Source organism: Bacillus sp. SRB_8 (assembly GCF_003264205.1).
Lineage (GTDB): Bacteria > Bacillota > Bacilli > Bacillales > Bacillaceae_G > Bacillus_A > Bacillus_A mycoides.
In genome coordinates this window covers 413-24,837 of sequence record NZ_NADT01000024.1, presented here as the reverse complement: position 1 = coordinate 24,837, position 24,425 = coordinate 413, and the positions used below count along the sequence as shown (strand labels likewise).

The following is a 24,425-nucleotide window of genomic DNA, read 5'->3' as shown; positions in this document are numbered from 1 at the left end:
ATGGGAGACGTTATAGATATATATGGATTATCACCTTTGCAAAAAGGAATACTGTTTCATACTTTATACGATCAAGATGATGAACATTCTTTTTCCTACATTGTACAAGTAGGCTTCTTGCTCGGGGGGCAATTGGATGTTGCTACTTTTGAAAAGGCTTGGGAATATGTTATTCATCGACATGAGGTTCTACGTTCAGTATTTGTGTGGGAGGAAGTAGAAAAACCTCTGCAAGCAGTTTACCAACGTCTTCCTTTTACTATTCATCAAGAGGATTGGAGTGCCCATTCATATGAGGAGAGGGAGAAGAAATTACACCAGTTTTTGATTGCAGATCGTAGAAAAGGATTTTTATTGGATGAAGCACCATTGATGAGAGTCACTGCGATTAAAGAAGCAGAAGAGGAAACGAGAATCATTTGGACACATCATCATATTTTGCTAGATGGGTGGAGTTTGTCATTGGTCTTTAGTGAAGTGATGGAAGTTTATCTCAAGATGATAAAGGGAGAATTGTTGAATCCACCTAAATCTCTTCCTTACAAAAAATATATCCAGTGGATAAATAAGCAAGATCAAAGTAAAGCAGAGGAATTTTGGAAAGAAGAATTAAAGGGATTTTATGCACCTACACCATTAGAGATGGAAAGAAAGGATCAAGGAGAGGATAAGGGCTATGGAGAGTGTACTTATCAAATATCTGAGGAACTTACTAAGAATTTACAAGAGTGGGTACGAAATAGTCGATTAACATTGAATACATTAGTACAAGGCGCATGGGCTTACTTGATGAGTAGGTATAGCGGTGAAAGTGACATCTTGTTTGGCGTAACTAGCTCTGGACGTCCTACTGATTTGATAGGAGCAGAGAATATGGTGGGTCTATTTATTAACACATTACCTACTAGAATTCGATTAACGGATGATACATCAGTAGTAGATTGGCTTCGTAAAATACAGATGAAAGAAATGGAACGAAGACAATATGAGTATAATTCGTTGGTTGATATTCAAGGGTGGAGTGAGGTTCCGCGGAATAGTTCCCTATTTCATACCTTGTATGTATTTGAAAATTATCCAATTCAAGGTGAGAGAAATGATGATTTAAGATTACTAGAGGTTCAAAGCGTAGAACAAACAAATTATCCTTTAACACTCATTGTAATGCCTGGTAAGGAAATTACTTTAAAGTTGATGTATGACCGAAGCTATTTCAATGAAGAAACAATAAATCGTATTCAGGGTCACTTATTGCAAACATTAATTCAGATGACGAAGAGCCTAGATTCAAAGCTCTCCGAAATTACTCATTTAACAATGGAAGAGCAGACACAGTTACTAGAGGAATGGAATAATACTAAAGTAAAATATTCAGCTGAAGGCATGATTCATACGATATTTGAGGAGCAAGTTAAGAAAACGCCAGAAGCAATCGCGGCTATTTACGAAAATGAACAAATTACCTATAAAGAGTTAGATGAACGCGCTAATCAGCTAGCTCATTATTTACAAAAGCGTGGTGTAGTTCCAGAGTCTCTAGTTGGGGTATATATGGAACGCTCATTACAAATGATGATAGCGTTATTAGGGATTCTAAAATCAGGAGGAGCGTATGTTCCACTTGACCCTACTTATCCAGAGAGTCGGCTTCGTTATATATTAGAGGATGCTGGAATTGAAGTACTAGTGACGGGGGGGAATTCTAAAAATTTATATATATATGAACAGATTGAAACGATTTATATGAATCAAGATTATACTGCAATTGAAGAAGAAGAATCAACCCCATGTATAAGTGGAGTAACAGGAAGAGGTTTAGCGTATGTTATGTATACTTCAGGATCTACAGGGAATCCAAAGGGAGTGATGATTGAGCATCATTCAGTGATTAATTATCTTGAATGGATGCAACATCAATATCCACTTTCTGAAAAGGATGTTATCTTGCAGAAAACACCATTTTCATTTGATGTATCTGTTTGGGAGTTATTTTGGGGTATTAGCGTAGGCGCTTGTGTATCTTTCTTACCTCCAGGTGGAGAGAAAGATCCTACCATTATAGCTGAAGTGATAGAAAAACATCAGGTTACTATTACTCAATTTGTTCCTTCGATGTTATCTGTTTTCTTAGATCATTTCACTCATATTGAGTTAAAAATAAAATGTTCGTCCGTGCGTCATGTATTTTCTGGTGGGGAAGAGCTAAGTTCAGGATTGGTTAGACGGTTTCAACAGCAATGGAATCAGAGCGGGCAAGTAAAATTAACCAACTTTTATGGACCAACTGAAGCAACTATTTACGTAAATGCATTTGACATTCAACCTAATCAAGAATTTGTTTCTATTGGGCAGCCGATACAGAACACGCAATTATATGTATTAGACCAAAATCAACGCTTGCAATCAATAGGGATAGAGGGTGAGTTATATATTGGTGGTGCCGGTTTAGCTCGTGGATACTTAAATCGTCCGAATCTCACTGCCGAAAAATTCGTTTCGCATCCATTTCGATTGGGAGAACAACTATATCGAACAGGAGATTCAGTAAGATATCTAACTGATGGGAATTTAGAATTTATAGGGAGAATGGACCATCAAGTTAAGATGCGTGGCTTTCGGATTGAGCTTGGAGAAATCGAAGCGACTTTAGAAAAGTATTCGTTTATTAAAGAGGCTGTCGTATTAGTTAGGGAAGATCGCCCGGGTGATCAGCGATTGGTTGCATATGTAATAAGCGACGGAAATACTCAAAAGTGGCGAGAGTATCTACAAAATCAATTGCCGAATCATATGATTCCAGCGCATCTTGTAGAGTTAGAACAGTTTCCGCTTACTCCGAATGGAAAAATTGATCGAAAAGCTTTGCCAGCACCTGATGAGCAACCTATGGGAGATTTTAATGTTTTACCTCGGACACCAACGGAAGAGCTTATTGCCTCTGTTTGGAGTCAAGTGTTAGGAATAGAAAATATCGGTATTCAGGATTCCTTCTTTGAACAGGGTGGACACTCACTGCTCGCTACTCAAATCGTCTCTCGATTACAAGAATTGTTCCAGATTAAAATCCCGCTACGTGAACTGTTCAAGCACGATACAGTGGAATCATTAGCGGAACGAGTAGATCAGTTGCGCAAAGAAGATAAAAAGCGAGAGGTTCCACCCCTTGTACCTATGAAGCGGGAAGAATCTATTCCACTTTCCTATGCACAGAAACGCCTATGGTTTATTGACCAATTAATGCCAAATAATGCGATGTACAATATTCATGCAGCGTGTCGCTTAACTGGAAAGTGGTCAATTGAAGCATTGGAGGCCGGATGGAATCAGTTGTTGGAACGTCATGAATCATTAAGGACGATAATTCTAGAACAAGAGGGTGAACCTTTTCAACAGGTTCAATCTCATGTATTCAGACATATCCCTCAAACAGATCTAACAGACCTTTCTTTGGAAGATAGGAAAAGGGAAATGAAACGGCTCATTCAAAACGAAGCGGAGGAAACATTTCATTTTGGGCAAGGTCCTCTGATTCGAACACGAATATTGAAAGTGGACAGGGAAGAATGGGTTCTCCTTTGTACGATGCATCATATTATTTCAGATGGGTGGTCAATGGGAATCTTACTTGAAGAATGGATGGCTTTTTATGAAGGAGCACTAAGCGAAAAACCGCCGGAATTAAAGGAGTTATCTATTCAATATGCAGACTTTGTCATGTGGCAGAAGGAATGGCAAAAAGAAGAGAATTTGGATCAGCACCTCCAATATTGGAAGGAAGAATTGTCTGGGGAGCTACCGGTTTTACAATTACCGATGGATCGTCCTCGACCTGCGGTTCAAACCCACCGTGGTGCGAGTCAGTCCTTAATGGTGGCGAATTCCCTACAGGAAAAGCTCAAAGGTTTAAGTTTGCAAGAAGGATCCACTTTATTTATGACATTGATGGCAGCGTATCAAAGCTTCCTTTCTCGTTATTCAGGACAAGACGACATCTTGGTTGGGAGCCCAATTGCAAATCGAAATGTTAAAGAGATTGAAGGATTAATAGGTTTCTTTGCAAATACGTTGGTTTATCGAGCTGATTTCAGTGGAAATCCGACGTTCCAAGAACTTTTGTCGCAGATACGAAAAAAAGCACTAAAAGCATACGAGTATCAGGACATTCCATTTGAGAAAGTGGTAGAATCTGTAAAACCGGAACGAAATACAAGTCATTCACCGATATTTCAAACCATGTTTACTTTACAGAATACGAAACAAGAGTTTCCTCAGCTATCTGAAAGACACATGGAACTCATGGAAAGTCATACTTCTGTGGCGAAATTTGATTTGAGTTTATTTGCTTCTGAGACGGAAGAAGGATTATCGCTAACCTTTGAATATAATACTGATTTGTTTAATGATACAACCATTGAACGTATGGCAAGTCATTTTGAACATTGGTTATATCAAATTGTATCTCATCCAAAAGATTTATTATCGGAAATGAATATGTTATCAAAAGTGGAATATAAGCAACTACTAGAGGAATGGAATGAAACAGGTGTTGTAGATATACGAGAAAGCACAATTCATACATTATTTGAAGAACAAGTGGAAAAAACACCAGAAGCAATTGTAGTAGTGTGCGAAGATGAAGAACTAACATATCGAGAGTTGGACGAACGCTCGAATCAACTGGCACATTATTTACAGAAAAATGGTGTAGTATGCGAATCATTGGTTGGGATTTGCGTTACACGTTCATCCGTGATGATTGTCGGCCTCTTAGGAATTATGAAGGCAGGAGGAGCATATGTCCCAATTGATCCAGCGTATCCGGAAAGTCGACTGAAATACATTTTAGAGGACGCTCAAATAAAGGTACTGGTGACACAGGAAAAGATAAAACAAAAGATGGTTATACCTAAATCCGTTGACGTGATTTGTATTGATCGTGATCGAGAAGAAATAGAACAAGAAGCAACTACGGTGTGTACGAGTGAAGCGACGGGAGATAACTTAGCCTATATTATCTATACTTCAGGTTCAACTGGAAATCCAAAGGGAGTAATGATTGAGCACAGGAATACAGTAACAATGATTCATTGGGCGCATCACACATATTCCCGAAGGGATTTAGCGGGAGTGTTGGCTTCAACTTCTCTATCCTTTGATCTATCCGTTTTTGAAGTGTTTGTTCCCTTAACGATGGGTGGTAAGGTAATTGTCGCTGAAAATGCTCTACATCTAGACAAGTTGTCTACCAAGGGTGTGACTTTGGTCAATACTGTGCCATCGGCAGCGAAGGAACTGGTTCGAGCAAAAACAATTCCTTCTTCGGTAAAGGTGATGAATTTGGCTGGAGAACCATTACCATATTCACTTGTTCAAGATTTATACGAGAGAAGTACGATTGAGAAGATGTACAACCTATATGGACCGTCCGAAGATACTACGTATTCCACATATATGGAATTAGAAAAGGGTGTCATGTATAGGGTACCACCAATTGGTAAACCAGTCTTCAATGCAGAAGTATATGTACTGAGTGCTGAACAAAAAATGGTTCCAATTGGTGTAGTTGGTGAGCTTTACATTGGTGGATCAGGATTAGCACGTGGGTACTTAAACCGTCCTGACTTAACGCAAGATTGTTTTATACCGCATCCGTTTAAAGAAGGAGAGCGAGTATACCGGACTGGAGACCTAGTAAGGTATCTGCCAGATGGAAATTTGGAGTATCTTGGCCGAATCGATCATCAGGTAAAAATTCGTGGGTTCCGGATTGAACTAGGAGAAATTGAAGCGACATTACAAAAGCATACATTAGTTAACGAAGTCATTGTGATGGTGCGGGAAGATTATCCTGGTAATCCACGTTTGGTTGCCTATGTTGTGGGAGATGGGGATGCTCATAAGTGGCGTGATTATCTCAAGGTCCAGTTGCCAAATTACATGATTCCAGCCTATTTTGTCGGATTGAATGCATTTCCACTCACTCCAAATGGAAAGATTGATAGGAAGGCCTTACCAGTACCAGAGAGACAGGAGATAGTGAGGGGGTATATTGCTCCCCGTACACCTACGGAAAAAACAATCGTTTTAATATGGCATCAAGTTTTAGGTGTAGAAAATATTGGAGTGCAGGATTCGTTTTTTGAAATAGGTGGGCATTCATTACTTGCTACACAAGTTGTTTCCAATCTTAAAGAGGCTTTTGGAATCGAGTTACCATTGCATGATCTATTTACGTTTCATACGGTGCAACAATTGGCAAAACAGATTGATCAATTGTTCTATAACAAAAATCAAGAAATACAGAATGATAGTAAGGAGAATGTAAGTCTTCAAGACTATATTCAAAAAGAAGCAGAAGTGAGTAATGATGAAGAATTACTTGAACTACTTAAGCAATTAGAAGAGCTATCAGAAGAAGAAGCACAAGGAATATTCGAGAGTAATTTAGTTGAGGAAGGGGTAAAAAAATGAGAAGTGATTTACATGCAAAGCTGAGTTCACTTTCTCCTGAGAAAAGAGCTTGGCTTCAGAAGCAAATGCAAAAAAAGGAGAATAAAGAAGCACTTCCGTTGTCTTATGCACAACAACGTTTGTGGTTTATGGACAGCTTTAACCCAAACAGTTCTTTATATAATATTCCAACGGTATGGCATCTAAAAGGAAATTGGATTCCTGAAGCATTAGAAAAGGGATTCAATCGACTCATTGAACGTCATGAATCATTACGAACCGTTTTTAAAGAAGTAGGAGAACAACCTGTACAACAAATTGTCGAATTCCTTCCTAGAGCATTACCTGTAAGGGATTACTCGCAACTTCCTCTAGAAGTAAAAGAAAAAGAGGTAGATAGTTTAATTGCGAGAGAAGCGCAAGAACCATTTGATTTAATGAATGGCCCTTTAATTCGTAATCAGCTTGTTCAATTAGGAAAGGATGAATGGTTATTACTATGTACGATGCATCATATTATTTCTGATGCTTGGTCCATCGGTATACTCATGAATGAATTACTTACTTTCTATGAAGAAGAAACGGGCGGGAATCCTGCTAAATTAAGTTCACTATCCATTCAATATGCAGACTTTGCGAAGTGGCAAAAGGAGTGGTTGCAAGGTGATGTGTTAAATCGTCAACTTACGTATTGGGAGGAAGAATTGTCTGGGGAGCTTCCTATATTACAACTGCCAGTGAACCGACCTCGACCGGTTACGCAAACTTACGCTGGGGATACGCATCACGTGATTTTTCCTTATAGATTACTCAATCAATTAAAGGATATAAGTCGACAAGAAGGATCTACCTTATTTATGACTTTAATGGCTGCATACCAGAGCTTTCTTGCTCGTTATACGGGGCAAAAAGATATTCTAGTCGGAAGTCCGATTGCAAATCGGAATCATAAGGGAGTAGAAGGATTAATCGGTTTCTTTGTTAATACGTTGGTTTACCGATCAGATTTGAGTGGCACCCCTACTTTTCGGGAGATTTTGAACCAAACAAAGAAAAAGGCGTTAAAAGCTTACGAATATCAAGATATACCATTTGAAAAAGTGGTAGAAGCTGTGCAACCTGAACGAAGTATGAGCCATTCTCCTATCTTTCAGACCATGTTTACACTACAGAATATAAAACAAGAACGACTAGATTTGCCTGGTAGAAGTATCGAAATGGTAGAAAGTAATATGTCTATTGTAAAATTTGATCTGAGTTTAACTGCCTACGAAGTGGAAGAAGGCCTATTTGTCTCATTTGAATACAACACGGATTTATTTGATAGTAGTACCGTTGCACGTATGGCAGGCCATTTTGAGAACTGGTTAAATGAAATCGCGTATCATCCAGATGAATCATATACAAAGCTGTCAATGTTATCGGACACAGAGCAGAAACAACTCCTAGAAGAATGGAATGATACTGACGTAGTTTATGGTCATGAGTGTATGATTCATGAGCTATTTGAGCAGCAAGTTGCACGTACACCTGATGCAGTGGCGGTAGTTTATGAGGGTGGAAAGCTAACGTATCAAGAACTCAATGAAAAATCGAACCAATTGGCACATTATCTACAAAAACGAGGTATAGGACCTGAATCATTGGTCGGTATATGTGTTGAACGTTCTCCTGAAATGATTATTGGTCTCTTTGGGATTTTGAAAGCAGGTGGGGCTTATGTCCCACTGGACCCAAGTTATCCCGAAAACCGCCTGAGATACATTTTAGAGAATTCACAAATTCAAGTGCTGTTAACAAAAGAGGCACTACAGGACTGGTTACCTAAAGATATTCAAGCAATTTGTTTAGACCGGGATCAAGTAATGATTTCTAAAGAGAGTAATTTGGCTCCGGTGAGTGGAGTAACAGCAAATAACTTGGCCTATATCATATACACTTCGGGTTCGACGGGAAATCCGAAGGGAGTAATGATTGAACATCATTCGGTTATCAACCGCCTACAGTGGATGCAGAAAAAGTATCCATTATCTGAGGAGGATACAATCCTACAAAAGACACCGTTTTCATTTGATGTTTCTGTCTGGGAATTATTTTGGTGGTCATTTGTAGGAGCGCGTGTTTGTTTGCTTCAACCAGGAGGAGAGAAAGATCCTGCGGTGATTGAGGAGTGTATCGAACGATATCGTGTGACCACCATGCACTTTGTTCCGTCGATGTTATCTACTTTCTTGGATTATATGGAACAATATAATTCGAAAAGGGATGTATCGTCTTTAAATCAGGTTTTTACTAGTGGAGAAGCATTAAATACTGAACAGGTTTGCCGGTTTAAGGGGGTATTTTACGATGTTCAGCAAACAAAGTTAATTAACTTGTATGGCCCTACCGAAGCGACTGTGGATGTGACTTATTATGATTGTGATTTAGAAAAAGAACCTATGCTTATTCCAATTGGTCGTCCAATTGATAATACAGAGTTGTATGTGTTGGATCAATATCAACAGGTGGTACCGATTGGTGTGGCGGGGGAACTTTACCTTGGAGGAGTAGGCTTGGCACGTGGCTACTTCAATCGACCAGAGTTAACTACTGAACGTTTTATTCCGCATCCCTTTAAGGAAGGGGAACGATTATATCGAACGGGTGACCTGGTGAGATATATGAGTGATCGTAACTTGGAGTATATTGGAAGAATAGATAACCAAGTCAAAATCAGAGGATTCCGAATTGAACTGGGAGAAATCGAAGCAGCTTTACATGATCACTCATCTGTAAAAGAGGCTGTCGTGTTGGTGAAGGAAGATCGACCAGGAGATAAGCAGTTAGTAGCTTATGTAGTGGGTGAAGGGGATACTGGAGAGTGGCGTGAATATCTGAAGAAGCAATTGCCAAATTATATGGTTCCGGCATACTTTTTCCAAGTTGAATCGATGCCACTCACTCCAAATGGTAAGGTGGATCGGAAAGCTTTACTGGAATTGGAGGCACAGTTCATAAGTGAAGATATTACTTCATCAAGAACACCAGTGGAGGAGCTCATCGTTTCTGTATGGAGTCAAGTATTAGGTATAAGAAATATTAGTGTTCAGGATTCTTTTTTTGAAATCGGTGGTCACTCGCTACTAGCTACTCAAGTAGTGTCACGCTTACAAGAAATCTTTCAAATCGAATTACCGGTACGCGAACTATTTGAGTATACAACGGTGGAGTCACTGGCAAAGCGATTAGATCAGTTACGTAAAGGAGATAGAAAACGAGATATTCCGCCACTAATGCCGATGGAACGAGGGGAAACTATTCCACTATCTTATGCCCAACAGCGCTTATGGTTTATCGATCAATTTACACCTAATAGTGCACTTTACAATATGCCAATAGTATGCCGCCTTACAGGGAGTTGGCTACCTGAGGCATTGGAAACGGGATGGAATCAGCTAATAGAGCGTCATGAATCATTGCGGACGGTCTTTCATGAAGTGAACGGTCAACCCGTACAGCAAATTGAACCGTATGCTTTTCGATTAATTCCGAAAACGGATTTAACTATGCTTTCTCCAGAAGACCGAGAAGAAGAAGTTAAACGTTTGATTCAACAAGAAACAGAAGTGCCATTTGATTTAGGCGAGGGTCCACTGATCAGGACAAGTATTTTGCAAGTGGGAGAGGAAGAATGGATTCTCCTTTGTACTCTACATCATATCATTTCAGATGGATGGTCAATGGGAGTCCTACTTGAAGAATGGATGGCATTCTATGAGAAAACTACGGATGGAAAGGTAGCAGAACTTGAACCATTACCGGTTCAGTATGCCGACTTCGCTCAGTGGCAAAAAGGATGGTTGAAGGCGGAAGTGCTTGATCAACAACTCCAATATTGGAAGGAAGAATTGTCTGGGGAGCTTCCTGTACTCCAACTTCCTATGGATCGCCCGCGTCCCGCAATACAAACTCATGACGGGTCGACATACACTCTGGTTCTGCCAAGCGCGCTACATGACAAATTGAACGAATTTAGTCGCCAAGAAGGGGCTACACTCTTCATGACGCTGTTGGCTGCATATCAAAGTTTTCTATCACGTTATACGGGACAAGAAGATATTCTGGTCGGAAGTCCAATTGCTAATCGAAATTATAGAGAAATTGAAGGACTTATTGGTTTCTTTGTCAACACGTTGGTTTATCGGGCTAATCTGAGTGGTAGACCGACATTTAAGGATGTTCTGTCTCAGGTTCGTCAAAAGGCATTGAAGGCGTATGAATATCAAGATATCCCTTTTGAAAAAATTGTAGAAGTTGTACAACCAGAGCGGAGTACAAGTCATTCGCCAATCTTCCAGACTATGTTCATCTTGCAAAATATGAAACAAGAGTTCCCGGTGTTATCTGGTAGAAGTATTGAAATGATAGAAAGCCATAGTCCAATCGCAAAGTTTGATTTAAGTGTAATGGTAGCTGAGACGGAAGAGGGAGTACGTTTTACTTTTGAATACAATAAGGATTTATTCAATGCCACAACTATTGAACGGATGGCAGGGCACTTTGAGAAATGGCTACATGAAGTTTCCCATTACCCGCAAAATCCGTTGCATAGTCTGAGCATGCTATCGGAACCTGAGCGTACTTTGTTATTAGAAACATGGAATGACACTGTAATGGAAATGCCCCCACAGGGTCTTATTTGCGACAGATTTGAGGAACAAGTAGCAAAGCGTCCTGAAGCGATTGCGGTAGTTGATCAAACAAAAGATTGGACTTACGGTGAACTGGATGCACAAGCAAATCAGTTGGCAAATGTTTTACAGCGAAAAGGAGTTGCTCCAGAGTCAGTCGTGGGAGTTTATCTTCCGAGGTCGGCTGAGCTCATGGTAAGTTTACTAGGCATATTAAAAGCTGGTGGAGCTTATGTCGTTTTAGATCCGTTGTATCCAAAATCAAGGTTAGAATACATGATTGAAGATGCAGGAATTCAATTTGTAGTGACGGCGGAAGGACAAGAAGGCCTTTTCGAACAGGTCGAAATGGTGAGGTTAGAAGAGTTAACAGTGGAAAGCGTAATCGCACCTACACGGCAGATAAATCCAGAGAACTTAGCTTACATTGTCTATACCTCTGGTTCTACAGGAAAGCCAAAGGGTGTCATGATTGAATATCGCTCATTAATGAATATGGTTTCTTGGCATCAAGAAGTTTATCGTATTACAGCAGAGGATCGTGCGACTCAGATTGCAGGGATTGCTTTTGATTCGGCTGTTCAGGAGATTTGGCCGTATCTAACTGCTGGTGCAGCACTCTACTTGTCAACAGAGGAACTGAGAATTAATCCAGAAGCACTAAGAGACTGGCTCATTGATTCGCGAATAACAGCTAGTTTTGCACCTACGCCTATTCTGGAAAGACTCTTGAAATTATCTTGGCCAGGTAAAACGGATCTTCGTTTTATCATTACCGGCGGGGATCAATTAACGCAGTATCCATCTAACGATATTCCTTTTGCGGTAATCAATCAGTATGGTCCATCGGAAAATACCGTTGTTACCACGGATTGTTATGTACCTGTAGGAGTGACAACAGGTACGCCATCGATTGGTCGACCGATTGCGAATACAGAAGTTTATGTGTTAGATTCTCATCTTCAGCTAGTACCAAGTGGTGTGATTGGAGATCTCTATATTGGAGGGAAGAGTCTTGCTCGTGGATATGCTAATCGTCTGGACCTTACAAAGGAAAAATTTATTTCGCATCCATTCAAGTCAGGAGAACGTCTCTATTACACCGGAGACAAAGCAAGTTATCGTTCTGATGGTGCTCTCCAGTTCCATGGTCGTATAGATGACCAAGTGAAAATTCGTGGTTTCCGGATTGAATTGGGAGAAATAGAAGCAGTCTTGCAGGCACATTCTTCTGTGAAAGAAGCGGTTGTATTGGTACGAGAGGATGATCCAGGCGACAAGAGATTAGTAGCTTATGTAGTTGGTGAAGGAAGTGTCCAAGAATGGCGAGAGCATCTACAAACACATTTACCAAATTATATGGTCCCAACAAACTTTATTGAGATGGAATTTTTACCACTTACACCGAATGGAAAACTTGATTTAAAGGCATTGCCAATACCTAGCAAATTATCTACGGAAAATACCGTTCACGCACGAACTCCGCTAGAAGAACTTATCGCTTCAGTGTGGAGTCAAGTGCTAGGAATAGAAAATATAGGTGTTCAGGATTCTTTCTTTGAACTTGGTGGTCATTCTCTACTTGCTACACAAGTGGTCTCACGCTTGCAAGAAGTCTTTCAAATCAAATTACCGGTACGTGAACTGTTCGAATATTCAACGGTCGAGGCACTGGCGAAGCGATTAGATCAGTTACGTAAGGGAGGCAAAAAACGAGAAATTCCACCATTGATGCCGATGGAACGAGGAAATGCCATTCCACTTTCTTATGCTCAACAGCGCTTATGGTTTATCGATCAATTTACACCTAATAGTGCACTTTATAATATGCCGATGGTATGCCGTCTTACAGGAAATTGGTTACTAGAAGCATTGGAGTTGGGATGGAATCAGTTGATAGAGCGTCATGAAGCATTGCGGACAGTATTTCATGAAGTGGACGGTCATCCTGTGCAGAAGATTCAACCGTATACTTTCCGTTCCCTTCCACAAATTGACTTAACTAAGATTTCTCCAGAAGAGAGAGAAAGAGAAGTGGAGCAATGGATTCAAACTGAAGTCGAATCCCCATTTGACTTAGAGAAAGGGCCGTTGTTCCGTGGGCAAATCGTGAAAATTTCAGAAGAAGAATGGGTTCTTCTGTGTAATATGCATCATATTATCTCGGATGGATGGTCGATGGAAATCTTGCTCCAAGAATGGATGGCATTTTATGAGGAGGCGATTGGTGAAAAACCAGCAGATCTTGCACCACTACCAGTTCAATATGCCGATTTTGCTCAGTGGCAAAGAGAATGGTTGATAGATGAAGTACTAAACCAACAGCTTGCATATTGGAAGGAAGAACTGTCTGGTGAGTTACCAGTCTTAATGTTGCCGATGGATCGTCCCCGTCCTCCGGTGCAAACCCACCATGGATTAACTCATAATGTGTTGTTGTCACGCTCATTACTGGATAAATTAAACGAACTTAGTCGTCAAGAAGGGGCCACGCTTTTCATGACCTTATTGGCATCGTATCAAAGTTTCCTTGCCCGTTATACAGGACAATCAGATATTCTTGTTGGAAGCCCAATTGCGAATCGAAATTATCGAGAAATTGAAGGATTGATTGGTTTCTTTGTCAACACGTTGGTTTATCGAGCTGATTTAAGTGGCGCACCGGCATTTCAAGAGTTGTTGTCTCAAGTGCGGATAAAAGCATTGAAGGCATATGAGTACCAAGATGTTCCGTTTGAGAAAATTGTGGAGGTTATCCAACCTGAACGAAGTACAAGTTATTCTCCGATTTTCCAAACCATGTTTACTTTGCAAAATACGGGACAAGAGCTACCACAGCTACATGGACGAAGTATAGAAGTAATGGACAGCCACGCTTCAATCGCCAAATTTGATTTAAGTTTAACTGCCGCAGAAGTGGAAGAGGGCTTATTGCTTACTTTTGTTTATAGGACTGATTTATTTGACAGTTTAACTATTGAATCCATAGCCGAAAATTTTGGAAACTGGTTGAATTTAATCGTGGAACATCCTGATAAATCATTAGCTAAGTTGCCGATACTGTCAGGATTACAGCAAAAACAGTTAGAAGAGTGGAATAATAATGCTGTAGCATATCCACAGGAATTTGGGATTCATCAGCTGTATGAAGAGCAAGTAAATCGTACACCTGACGCGGTGGCAGTGGTAGATGAAAAACAGCAGTTAACCTATCGAGAGCTGAATGAAAAAGCAAACCAATTGGCACATTATCTCCAGAAATGTGGGATTGGGAGCGAGTCATTGGTTGGTCTCTGCTTCCAGCGTTCAGTTGAGATGATTGTCGGTCTCATGGGGATCTTGAAAGCTGGGGCAGCCTATGTTCCATTGGATCCATCGTATCCAGAAAGTCGCCTACGATATATTCTGGAGGACACAGGGATTCAAGTATTGGTCACGAACGAAGCATTAGAAGGTTGGATAACTGAAGAAATCAAAACAGTTTGTTTGGATCGGGATAAAGCGATGATTTCGCGAGAAAGCACCCTTTCACCAATATGTGAAGTGACAGGAGAAAACTTGGCGTATGTAATCTATACTTCGGGATCAACAGGGAATCCGAAGGGAGTTATGGTAGAGCATCACAATGTGATTCGTTTATTTAAATCGACGGAATGTTGGTATCAGTTTGATGAAAAAGATACTTGGACGCTTTTCCATTCTTATGCGTTTGACTTCTCGGTATGGGAGATTTGGGGGGCATTACTCCATGGTGGAAGATTGATTGTTGTTCCTTACTGGATTAGTCGATCGCCCAAGGATTTCTATCAACTGTTAGTAAAGGAAAAGGTTACGGTTCTTAATCAGACACCATCCGCATTTCGACAATTGATACAAGTGTGTGAACAAGAAGATGAGAAGAAAGACTTGCATCTGCGCTATGTCATATTTGGTGGGGAAGCACTCGATCCTACCAGCTTGGTACCATGGTTTCAAAGGTATGGAGAGCAGGAACCACAGTTAATTAATATGTATGGAATTACAGAAACTACCGTTCATGTTACGTATTATCCAATTACTCAAGATGATGTGCAGCATGCTTCAAGAAGTAATATAGGAAAACAGATTCCAGATTTAGAAGTGTATGTACTAGACACTTGTCAACAACCTGTGCCTATTGGCGTAGCTGGCGAACTATATATTGGTGGAGCAGGACTTGCACGTGGATATTTAAACAGACCCGAATTGACTGCAGAGCGTTTCATTCCTCATCCATTCAGTAGTGACCCAGGAGCGCGATTATATCGGACAGGAGACTTAGCGAGATACTTACCTGATGGAAATCTGGATTATCTTGGGCGGATTGATCACCAGGTGAAAATCCGTGGTTTCCGAATTGAGCTCGGAGAAATTGAATCTGCTTTAAACGCACATGTCTCCATAAAAGAGGCTGTTGTAATTGTTCGAGAAGATCAGCCGGGTGATAAACGGTTGGTGGCATATGTCGTGGGTGACGGGAATGTAGGTGAGTGGAGAGATTATCTCAAGGCGGAACTACCAAGCCATATGGTTCCTTCAGGATTTGTGATGATGGAAGCCATTCCACTAACTGCTAACGGAAAAGTTGATCGTGAGGCCTTACCTGTACCAGAGGAGAGGAAAATCGAAAGTGAATGTGTTGCCACGCGGAATGGTAACGAAGAAACACTGGCCACCATTTGGAAGCAAGTATTAGGGATTAAAAAGGTGGGAATCCATGATAACTTCTTTGAAATTGGTGGAGACTCAATTCTCAGCATTCAGATTGTCTCTCGTGCGAAGCAAGCAGGTTTGCAATTGACGCCAAAGCAAATGTTTGAACACCAAACGATTGCCGAGTTGGCGCAAGTAGTCAATGAAGAACGGGGTGTACAAGCAGAGCAGGGAGTTGTAACTGGAGAACTGATCCTTACACCAATCCAGCAATGGTTTTTTGCACAAGATCATCCAAACCCACACCATTGGAATCAATCCATGTTTTTTAGAACAAAAGAGCGACTGGATATAGTATTACTGGAAAAAGCTGTGCGTACCCTTCTAATCCATCATGATGCTTTGCGTTTAAGATATGAACGGTTACCGAATGGAGCTTGGAAACAGCGGAACGAAGGGATCGAAAAACAATCGACGCTGACCGTTATTTCATTAGACGAAGTGCCACAAGCAGAATGGCATCAAGTGATTCAAACGGAGATTGACACTGCACAAGCAAGCTTGCACTTACACGCAGGACCGCTAATGAGAATGGTGTATTTTGATGAAGGTGAGAAAAGAGCCGGCCGATTATTCTGGGTGATTCATCACTTAGCAGTGGATGGTGTTTCTTGGCGGATTTTACTGGAGGATCTGCAAACGGCGTATAATCAAGCGAGCAAGGATCAGATGATCCAATTACCTACAAAGAGTACATCCTTTAAAGCGTGGTCGGAGAAATTGCATCATTACGCTGAAGCTGGGATTGTGCAAGAAGTGCGTGATTACTGGGAGCAGCAATCCGAACAAGAAGTGGCTATGCTACCAGTGGATACCACCCTCGAAGTTCCAGCAAACACAGGAAACGAGGAGATTACCGTGGTGCTGGATGAGAAAGAGACCCGTACGTTATTGAAAGAGATTTCAAGCACTCATCGTGTCCAAATCAATGAAGTACTATTGACAGCATTGGTACAGGCTACGGCAGCATGGACAGGTCATCCGACGCTGACCGTGGATTTGGAGGGGCATGGTCGGGAAGAGATTATCGAAGACGTTGACCTATCTAGAACCGTGGGGTGGTTTACAAGTATTTATCCTGTTCACTTAAATATTACCGGTGCTGACACGCCAATTGCAGCATTAAAAGCAGTTAAAGAACAAGTGCGTAAAATTCCTAATAAGGGTGTTGACCATGGAATTTTGCGGTATCTGAACACAACAATGTGTGAGCAATGGGGGTCTCAACATACACCGTCTATTAGTTTTAACTATCTTGGACAATTTGACCAAATGTTTTCTGACGATGCAATACTTATTCCAGAGAACGGATTTAAGCGCTTAGATCATGCTTCTGGTTCCAAGCGATTGCATTTAATTGATGTAATTGGAATGGTAACGGATGGGAAACTTCAGTTCACTTGGGTATACAATGTAGGACAATATGCGAAATCAACGATTCAAAGTATTGCAGAGAATATGCTCCATCAACTAAGTAAATTGATTCAATCTGCGGATGGAGAATCTGCACTGACCGTTTCAGATTTTGAGATGGCTAATCTTGATCAAGCCAGTTTGACAAAAGTATTAACCAAGATGAATCGTGGAAATAATTATCCGATTATCGATTTATATCCACTATCGCCTTTGCAAGAAGGAATGATTTTCCATACATTGCATGACCAAGGGGAGGAACATGTAGCGCCGTATATAGTGCAATTAAGTTTCATGATTAGAGGAGAATTGGATATTGCTACTTTCGAACAGGCGTGGAAATCGATAATTCAGCGGCATGAAATTTTCCGCTCAGCTTTCCTTTGGAATGAAGTTGAGGAGCCTTTACAAGTGGTGTATGAGAGTGTTCCATTTAAGGTGAATGTAGAAGATTGGCGTACGCTGACTGCTGAAGAAAAAGAAGAGAAAAGAAAAGCCTTTTTGGCATTGGATCGAAAACAAGCCTTTCTTTTTGATAAAGCGCCATTGATGCGGGTGACTGTCATTCAAGAAGGTGAGGAAGAATATCGAATTGTTTGGACACATCACCATATTCTGTTGGATGGATGGAGCCTACCACTGGTCTTTAACGAATTGCTTACAATGTACCAGAAGAGAATGAATGGAGAAGCCGTGCATTTACCTAATTCATCGCCATACAAGAAATATATTCAATGGCTAAGAGAACAGAATCAGGAGCAGGCGGAGCAATTCTGGAGAGAGAAACTTAAAGGTTTTACAGCTCCAACCCTGCTGGGCTTAGAAAGTAAAGAGCAAGAAAAAGGTTACACAGAGAAGGTAACTTATTTATCAGAAGAGCAAACCCAAGCGTTACAAAACTGGGCGAAGCGCAATAGGCTCACTTTGAATACAGTAATTCAAGGTGCGTGGGCGTATCTCATGAGCCGGTATAGTGGAGAAGATGAAATTGTCTATGGTGTTACTAGCTCAGGACGCCCTACGGAGATTATTGATGTTGAAAACATTGTAGGTCCTTTTATTACCACATCACCGACGCGAATTCAGTTGATAGATAATATAAAAATAATGGATTGGTTGCAGAAGATACAAGAGGAAGAGATAGAAAGAAGACAATATGAATATGCTTCTTTGACAGAGATTCAAGGATGGAGTGAAGTTCCTAGAGGAACCCCGCTGTTCCATAGCTTGTATGTGTTTGAAAACTACCCAGTGAAAGAGGAGTCCTCAGGAAATCTAGAAATTGGTGGGTTGGAAGGAGTAGAGCAAACTCATTATCCATTAGGATTGACAGTTGTCCCAGAACGCCAGTTGTTGTTAAAGTTGAAGTATGATCGTAGCAAGTTTAATGGTCTCACTATTGAACGGATGCTGGGGCATTTAAGCCAGGTGTTAAAGCAAATGATCGAGAACGTTGATCAAACTCTGTCGGAGCTGGTGTATGTTACGGAAATAGAACAGAAACAACTACTGGAAGAATGGAATGATAATGCAGCAGCGTATCCACGTGAAGGTGTGATCCACAAACTTTTTGAAGATCAAGTGGATCGTACACCTGATGCGGTGGCAGTGGTAGATGAAAATCAGCGGTTGACGTATCGAGAGCTGAATGAGAAAGCAAACCAATTGGCCCATTATCTTCAGAAAATGGGGATTGGGACGGAGTCATTGGTCGGGCTTTGTTTCCAACGTTCAGTTGAGATGATTGTCGGTCTCATGGGAATCTTGAAAGCTGGATCAGCCTATGTTCCGCTGGATCCATCGTATCCAGAAAGTCACCTACGATATATTCTGGAGGACACAGGAATTCAAATATTGGTTACGAACGAAGTATCACAAGGTTGGATGCCTGAAGAAGTTGAAACAGTTTGTTTGGACCGAGATCAAGCAATGATTTCGCAAGAAAACACTCTTTCACCAATATGTAAAGTAACAGGAGAAAACTTGGCGTATGTTATCTACACTTCAGGTTCGACCGGGAATCCAAAAGGGGTTATGGTGCAGCATCATTCGGTATTAAATCTATCCTATGGTTTACAGAAAGAGGTTTTTTCACATCGGGCACATGATAACATGCGCGTTGGTCTAAATGCCTCAATCGCCTTTGATTCATCCGTTAAACAATTACAAATGCTTTTGTATGGTTCTAGTTTGTATATTATTTCAACAGAAGTTCGCAGTGATCCTCAACAGTTTATATCTTATATTCGGGAGAATAAGTTGGAAATGTTCGATATAACACCTTCACTACTCCAATTACTCATAGATGAGGGGTTGTTAGAAACAAACGATAGTGTTCATGTTCCAAGCAAGGTACTGGTCGGTGGAGAAGCGATTATGCCATCACTGTGGGAACAACTAGTAGAGAATGACCATATCCATTTTTATAATGTATATGGTCCTACGGAATGTACGGTTGATGCGACATGCTATCGTATTAAAAAAGATAGTAAGAGAGTAACCATTGGGCGTCCGTTGCCAAATGTTCAAGCCTATGTATTGGATGAGAAGTTGTTACCTGTTCCAGTTGGTGTAACGGGTGAACTTTATATCGGTGGAGCAGGCTTAGCGAGAGGATACTTGAATCGTCCAGAGTTAACGTTAGAACGTTTTATTCCACATCCATTTAATGAAGGAGAACGGTTATACCGGACGGGAGATCTAGTCCGTTATTTAGCTGATGGCCATTTGGATTATCTGGGAAGAATCGATAATCAAGTGAAAATTCGAGGATTCCGGATTGAGCTTGGAGAGATTGAAGCGAATTTAGAAAGTCATCCATCGGTGAAAGAGGCGGTAGTCTTGATAAGAGAGGACCAACCAGGAGATCAGAGATTGGCTGCCTATGTGGTGGGTAAAGGAAGTATGCATGAATGGCGTGAGCATCTCAAGAGGCAAGTACCGAATTATATGATTCCTGCACACTTTATTGAGGTTGATGCGATTCCCCTTACAACAAATGGGAAGGTTGATCGAAAGGCACTGAACAGCTTAACGATTCAAAGAGAAAGTACCTTTTCTACACCAATCATCCCACGGGATGAAATCGAGTATCAGCTGATTACAATCTGGCAAGATTTGCTACAGTTAGAAGATATCCATGTAAACGATGATTTCTTCAATATAGGAGGTCACTCTCTCCTTGTAATCAAATTGATTTCAAAGGTCAGAGAGAAATTTGGAAAAGAGATTAAGGTGCCCGCACTAATTAAGAATCCGACAGTGGAAGGAATCGCTTGTCTCATCCGTGAGAATCATCGTATGGAAGAATCATTATCGGTTCTGGTTCCATTACAAGAATCAGAGAAAAGACCTTTCTTCTGTGTTCACCCGTTTATGGGTAATGTACTCTGTTACATTCAGCTAGCAAGGTTACTCAAGGATCAATGCTCATTTTATGGTCTACAGAATCCTCTCGTAGAGAAAGAAGGAATGAACGGGTTGATTTTATCGGAAGTAGTTCAACTCTACATCGAGGAAATGAAGCGGGCTCAGCCAGAGGGGCCGTATCGTCTGGGAGGATGGTCTCTGGGCGGTGCCATCGCCTATGAAATCGCAACTATGCTACGGAACCAGGGAGAAGAAGTTGAGGTGTTGGTACTATTGGATACCAAGGTGCCTTCAGAACGGGATTACAAGACAGAGGATGAAATGCTATCTTATATATTGGAGCATTTCATCCATATAGAGCTAGTGGATCAGGAAGAAGAGCTTGTTCATCAACAGGACAAGCTTGTTGAGCAATTAATTGTGGAAGGAGTGCTCCCGCCTGATGCAAATCTTACGAATTTGAAGCAAATTATCAATGCTCACAGGAAATGTCTGAATTTAATGGCAGAGCATGATTTAACACCATATTTTGGGGAAGTCATTTACTTTAGTGCTGAGGAAGGTAAAGAATTGTTTACGGATTGGAAGCCTTTATTAAAAGGAAGAGTGAATATGTATTCGGTCCCTGGATCACACGAAGAAATAGTAGCTTCCCCCGCAGTTGAAAAGTTAGCTAAGTATCTACTAAATGAATTAGAAGGAATAAAAGAGACATCCCTTTCGCTAACGGAAAAGTAGAGAGCACAAAAGAGGCAACTTTATAAACGAACATTGTTATTATTAAAGTTGTTATTTGTGAGTAGTAGTGTAAATAAAGAGAGCAGTCCAATAACTGCACATCAAGTGTAGCAGATTATGTATATATCAAGAGCATTACTTTTTAAGGGGCTAATGAAAAATTGCTTGATAGGGACATAGAAACATATATGAGTTGTTCATAGTATGCTGTAAATTCTCGGAAGTTTTTGTACCAGAAGCGAATGCTTTGATGATATTGCTGAGGAAAGGTGTATATTTTCATTGATATGTAAATATGCACCTTTTCTATTATATTTGCACTTGAATAAATGCAAGTTAGAAAATGAAATTGAATTTCTATAACGTATACATAGGAAGACATCCTTTTAAAAAGGAAGTGATTTATCATACAAATTCATGCTGTGAAAATACCAAAGAATATTGAAAATCATTTGTTTAATCAATTTAGTAACTTGATTTCAAATGAGAAGAGAGAACGAATGAAGCGTTTATTAAATTTATGTGATATTAATAGGACTTTGATAGGAGATTTATTAATCCGTTCCCTAATTTGCCAAAAATATAAAATTAATAATGAAGAAATTAAATTTATATATAATGAGTACGGAAAACCTTTTGTTCAAAATTTTTCTGACTTTCACTTTAATATTTCGCATTCAGGAGAATGGGTGGTCTGTGCCACTGCTAATTCTAATGTAGGTATTGATATTGAAAGAGTTTCAGACATAGAGGCTCTTAAATTAGCAAATGAATTTTTTTCAGAGGAAGAATTTTATGATTTATCTAATATGAATTCTGATGAACAAATCAATTATTTTTTTGATTTATGGACATTAAAAGAAAGCTATATAAAAACGATTGGTAAAGGACTTTATATCCCGTTAAATTCATTCTCTGTAAAAAAAGAGTCACGAACTTTAATTTCATACAAGAATATACCTCAAAACTTTTACTTTAGACAATATAATATTGAGCCAAATTATAAGATATCTGCTTGTGCAACACGTGATGAATTACCGAATGGGATAATAATTAAAGACTTTTATACAATTGGCCAAAATATAAACAAATTTTAAAGTAAGGAGAAAATCTATGAATAAGACTAAACTTTTTTGCTTTCCACATGCCGGGGGCTCTGCGTTTAGTTACTCAAAATGGAAAAATTACTTTAATCCACATATTGAAGTAGTTCCAATAGAGTTAGCTGGTAGAGGATATAGAATTGAAGAAAGCCTGTACCAGAGCATGGAAGAGGCTGTAAATGATGTCTACAATAGTATAGTCAAGCAACTAGATAATTCGCCCTATATTTTATATGGGCATAGCATGGGAAGTTTGATTGCCTATGAATTAGCTAGAAAAATACAGGATTCTAATAATGTATTGCCTGAATTTCTTGTTTTATCCGGTAGAAATCATCCTAATAGTAAGATAAAAAATATTCGACATAACCTACCCGATGAACAATTCAAAAATGAAGTTATTGCAATGGGGGGTACATCAACCGAGGTACTACAATCAGAAGAATTAATGGGAATTTTTCTCCCCATTCTAAGAGCAGATTTTAAAATTGTAGAGACATATATACATAACAACAATATACGAGCATGTGACATTGATTTTCTTGTATTGAACGGAAAAAATGATGAGTTAACTACATATGATGAGGTGAAAAAATGGAAACAATACACAAGTAAATCGTGTACCTTCAATTCATTTGAAGGTAATCATTTCTTTCTAAATGAAAATATTGAAGAAATAGCAAGTGGTATTATAAGAAAGTTAGAATCTAAAAGATTTTCAACTAGTTTTTAGAATATTTCTAGGTATACTTATGGTTGAAAAATAAAAATATTAAAGGTGAAAAATACAGGTTCTGTTGAAACATCATTGAATAAAGAGATAGAATCTTAAACAAACTTTTCAATGACAGGTAATGATGTAATTCTAAGTAATTTGTTCATGAATAAAATTTTAGATTGGGAAAACTTCACCTATAGGTGAAGTTTCCTTTTTTCATATAATTGTAGTTTTTGTTGTTAAATTATTTTGCTTAATTATGGTATTTTAAGTTTACATAATATTATTATGCTTAATTTTGATTAATAATGCATTTTTAAAAAGTACTAGAGACAAGTAATATAATTCATAGTTATAGATTTTATTATTTTAGCCAAGAAGACTCCTTCCTCAAGGAACGCGAAGTGAGTAGGTGGGAAATGAATTGGCTTCGGACAAGGGATGGCAGGAAGCCATCTTAATTGTTCGACATACATAAACTGTTACTTCACTACCTATCGAATGTACGTTTGTTGTATAATAGACACATATCGAAATGGGGGTGAAACGAATGATGATCAATAAAGCATATAAATTTCGTATCTATCCAAATAAAGCACAAGCGACCCTAATCAATAAAACAATTGGCTGTTCTCGTTTTGTATTCAATCATTTCCTATCTCTATGGGATAATGCATACAAAGAAACAGGAAAAGGTTTGACATATGGTACATGCTCTGCCAAACTTCCTGTCATGAAGAAAGAGTTTGTTTGGCTAAAAGAAGTGGACAGTATTGCGATTCAGTCGTCTGTTCGCAACCTTGCGGATGCTTATACACGCTTTTTCAAAAAACAAAACAGTGCCCCGCGTTTCAAATCTAAGAAGAACAACGTACAATCTTATACCACAAAACAAACAAATGAAAACATTGCCGTTGTAGGAAACAAAATGAAATTGCCAAAACTAGGTCTTGTTCGATTTGCCAAAAGTCGTGAAGTAATTGGACGTATTTTAAATGCTACAGTTAGACGGAACCCTTCTGGCAGATACTTTGTTTCATTGTTAATTGAAACAGAAGTGCAAGAACTTCCGAAAACAAATTCTTACATTGGAATGGATGTGGGACTAAAAGATTTCGCCATTTTGTCAGATGGAACAACCTATAAAAATCCGAAGTTTTTTCGGTCATTAGAAGAGAAGTTGGCGAAAGCGCAGCGTGTTCTTTCTAGAAGAATAAAAGGATCTTCTCG

General features: G+C 39.6%; 5 protein-coding genes. All 5 read left to right on the top strand.

Annotation, left to right across the window (positions count from 1 at the left end; all coding sequences use genetic code 11):
* Positions 1-6,471: a non-ribosomal peptide synthetase gene (locus tag B5P40_RS20740; RefSeq protein ID WP_113709787.1), complete on the top strand. Its 6,471-nt coding sequence runs from the start codon at positions 1-3 to the stop codon at positions 6,469-6,471.
* Positions 6,468-21,374, top strand: coding sequence for a non-ribosomal peptide synthetase (locus B5P40_RS20735; protein WP_113709786.1), 14,907 nt, complete (start codon positions 6,468-6,470; stop codon positions 21,372-21,374). The genes B5P40_RS20740 and B5P40_RS20735 overlap by 4 nt, the downstream gene beginning before the upstream one ends.
* 422 nt (positions 21,375-21,796) lie before the next feature.
* Positions 21,797-22,471 carry a 4'-phosphopantetheinyl transferase family protein gene (locus B5P40_RS20730; RefSeq protein WP_033728273.1) on the top strand — a complete coding sequence of 225 codons (675 nt, stop codon included), beginning with the start codon at positions 21,797-21,799 and terminating at the stop codon, positions 22,469-22,471.
* Between the two features lie 16 nt (positions 22,472-22,487).
* A complete protein-coding gene (locus tag B5P40_RS20725; protein WP_002191555.1) occupies positions 22,488-23,210 on the top strand; it encodes a thioesterase II family protein in 723 nt (240 codons plus the stop codon).
* Between the two features lie 535 nt (positions 23,211-23,745).
* The coding region (locus B5P40_RS33645; protein ID WP_258402170.1) for a transposase at positions 23,746-24,425 on the top strand (680 nt) is incomplete at its 3' end.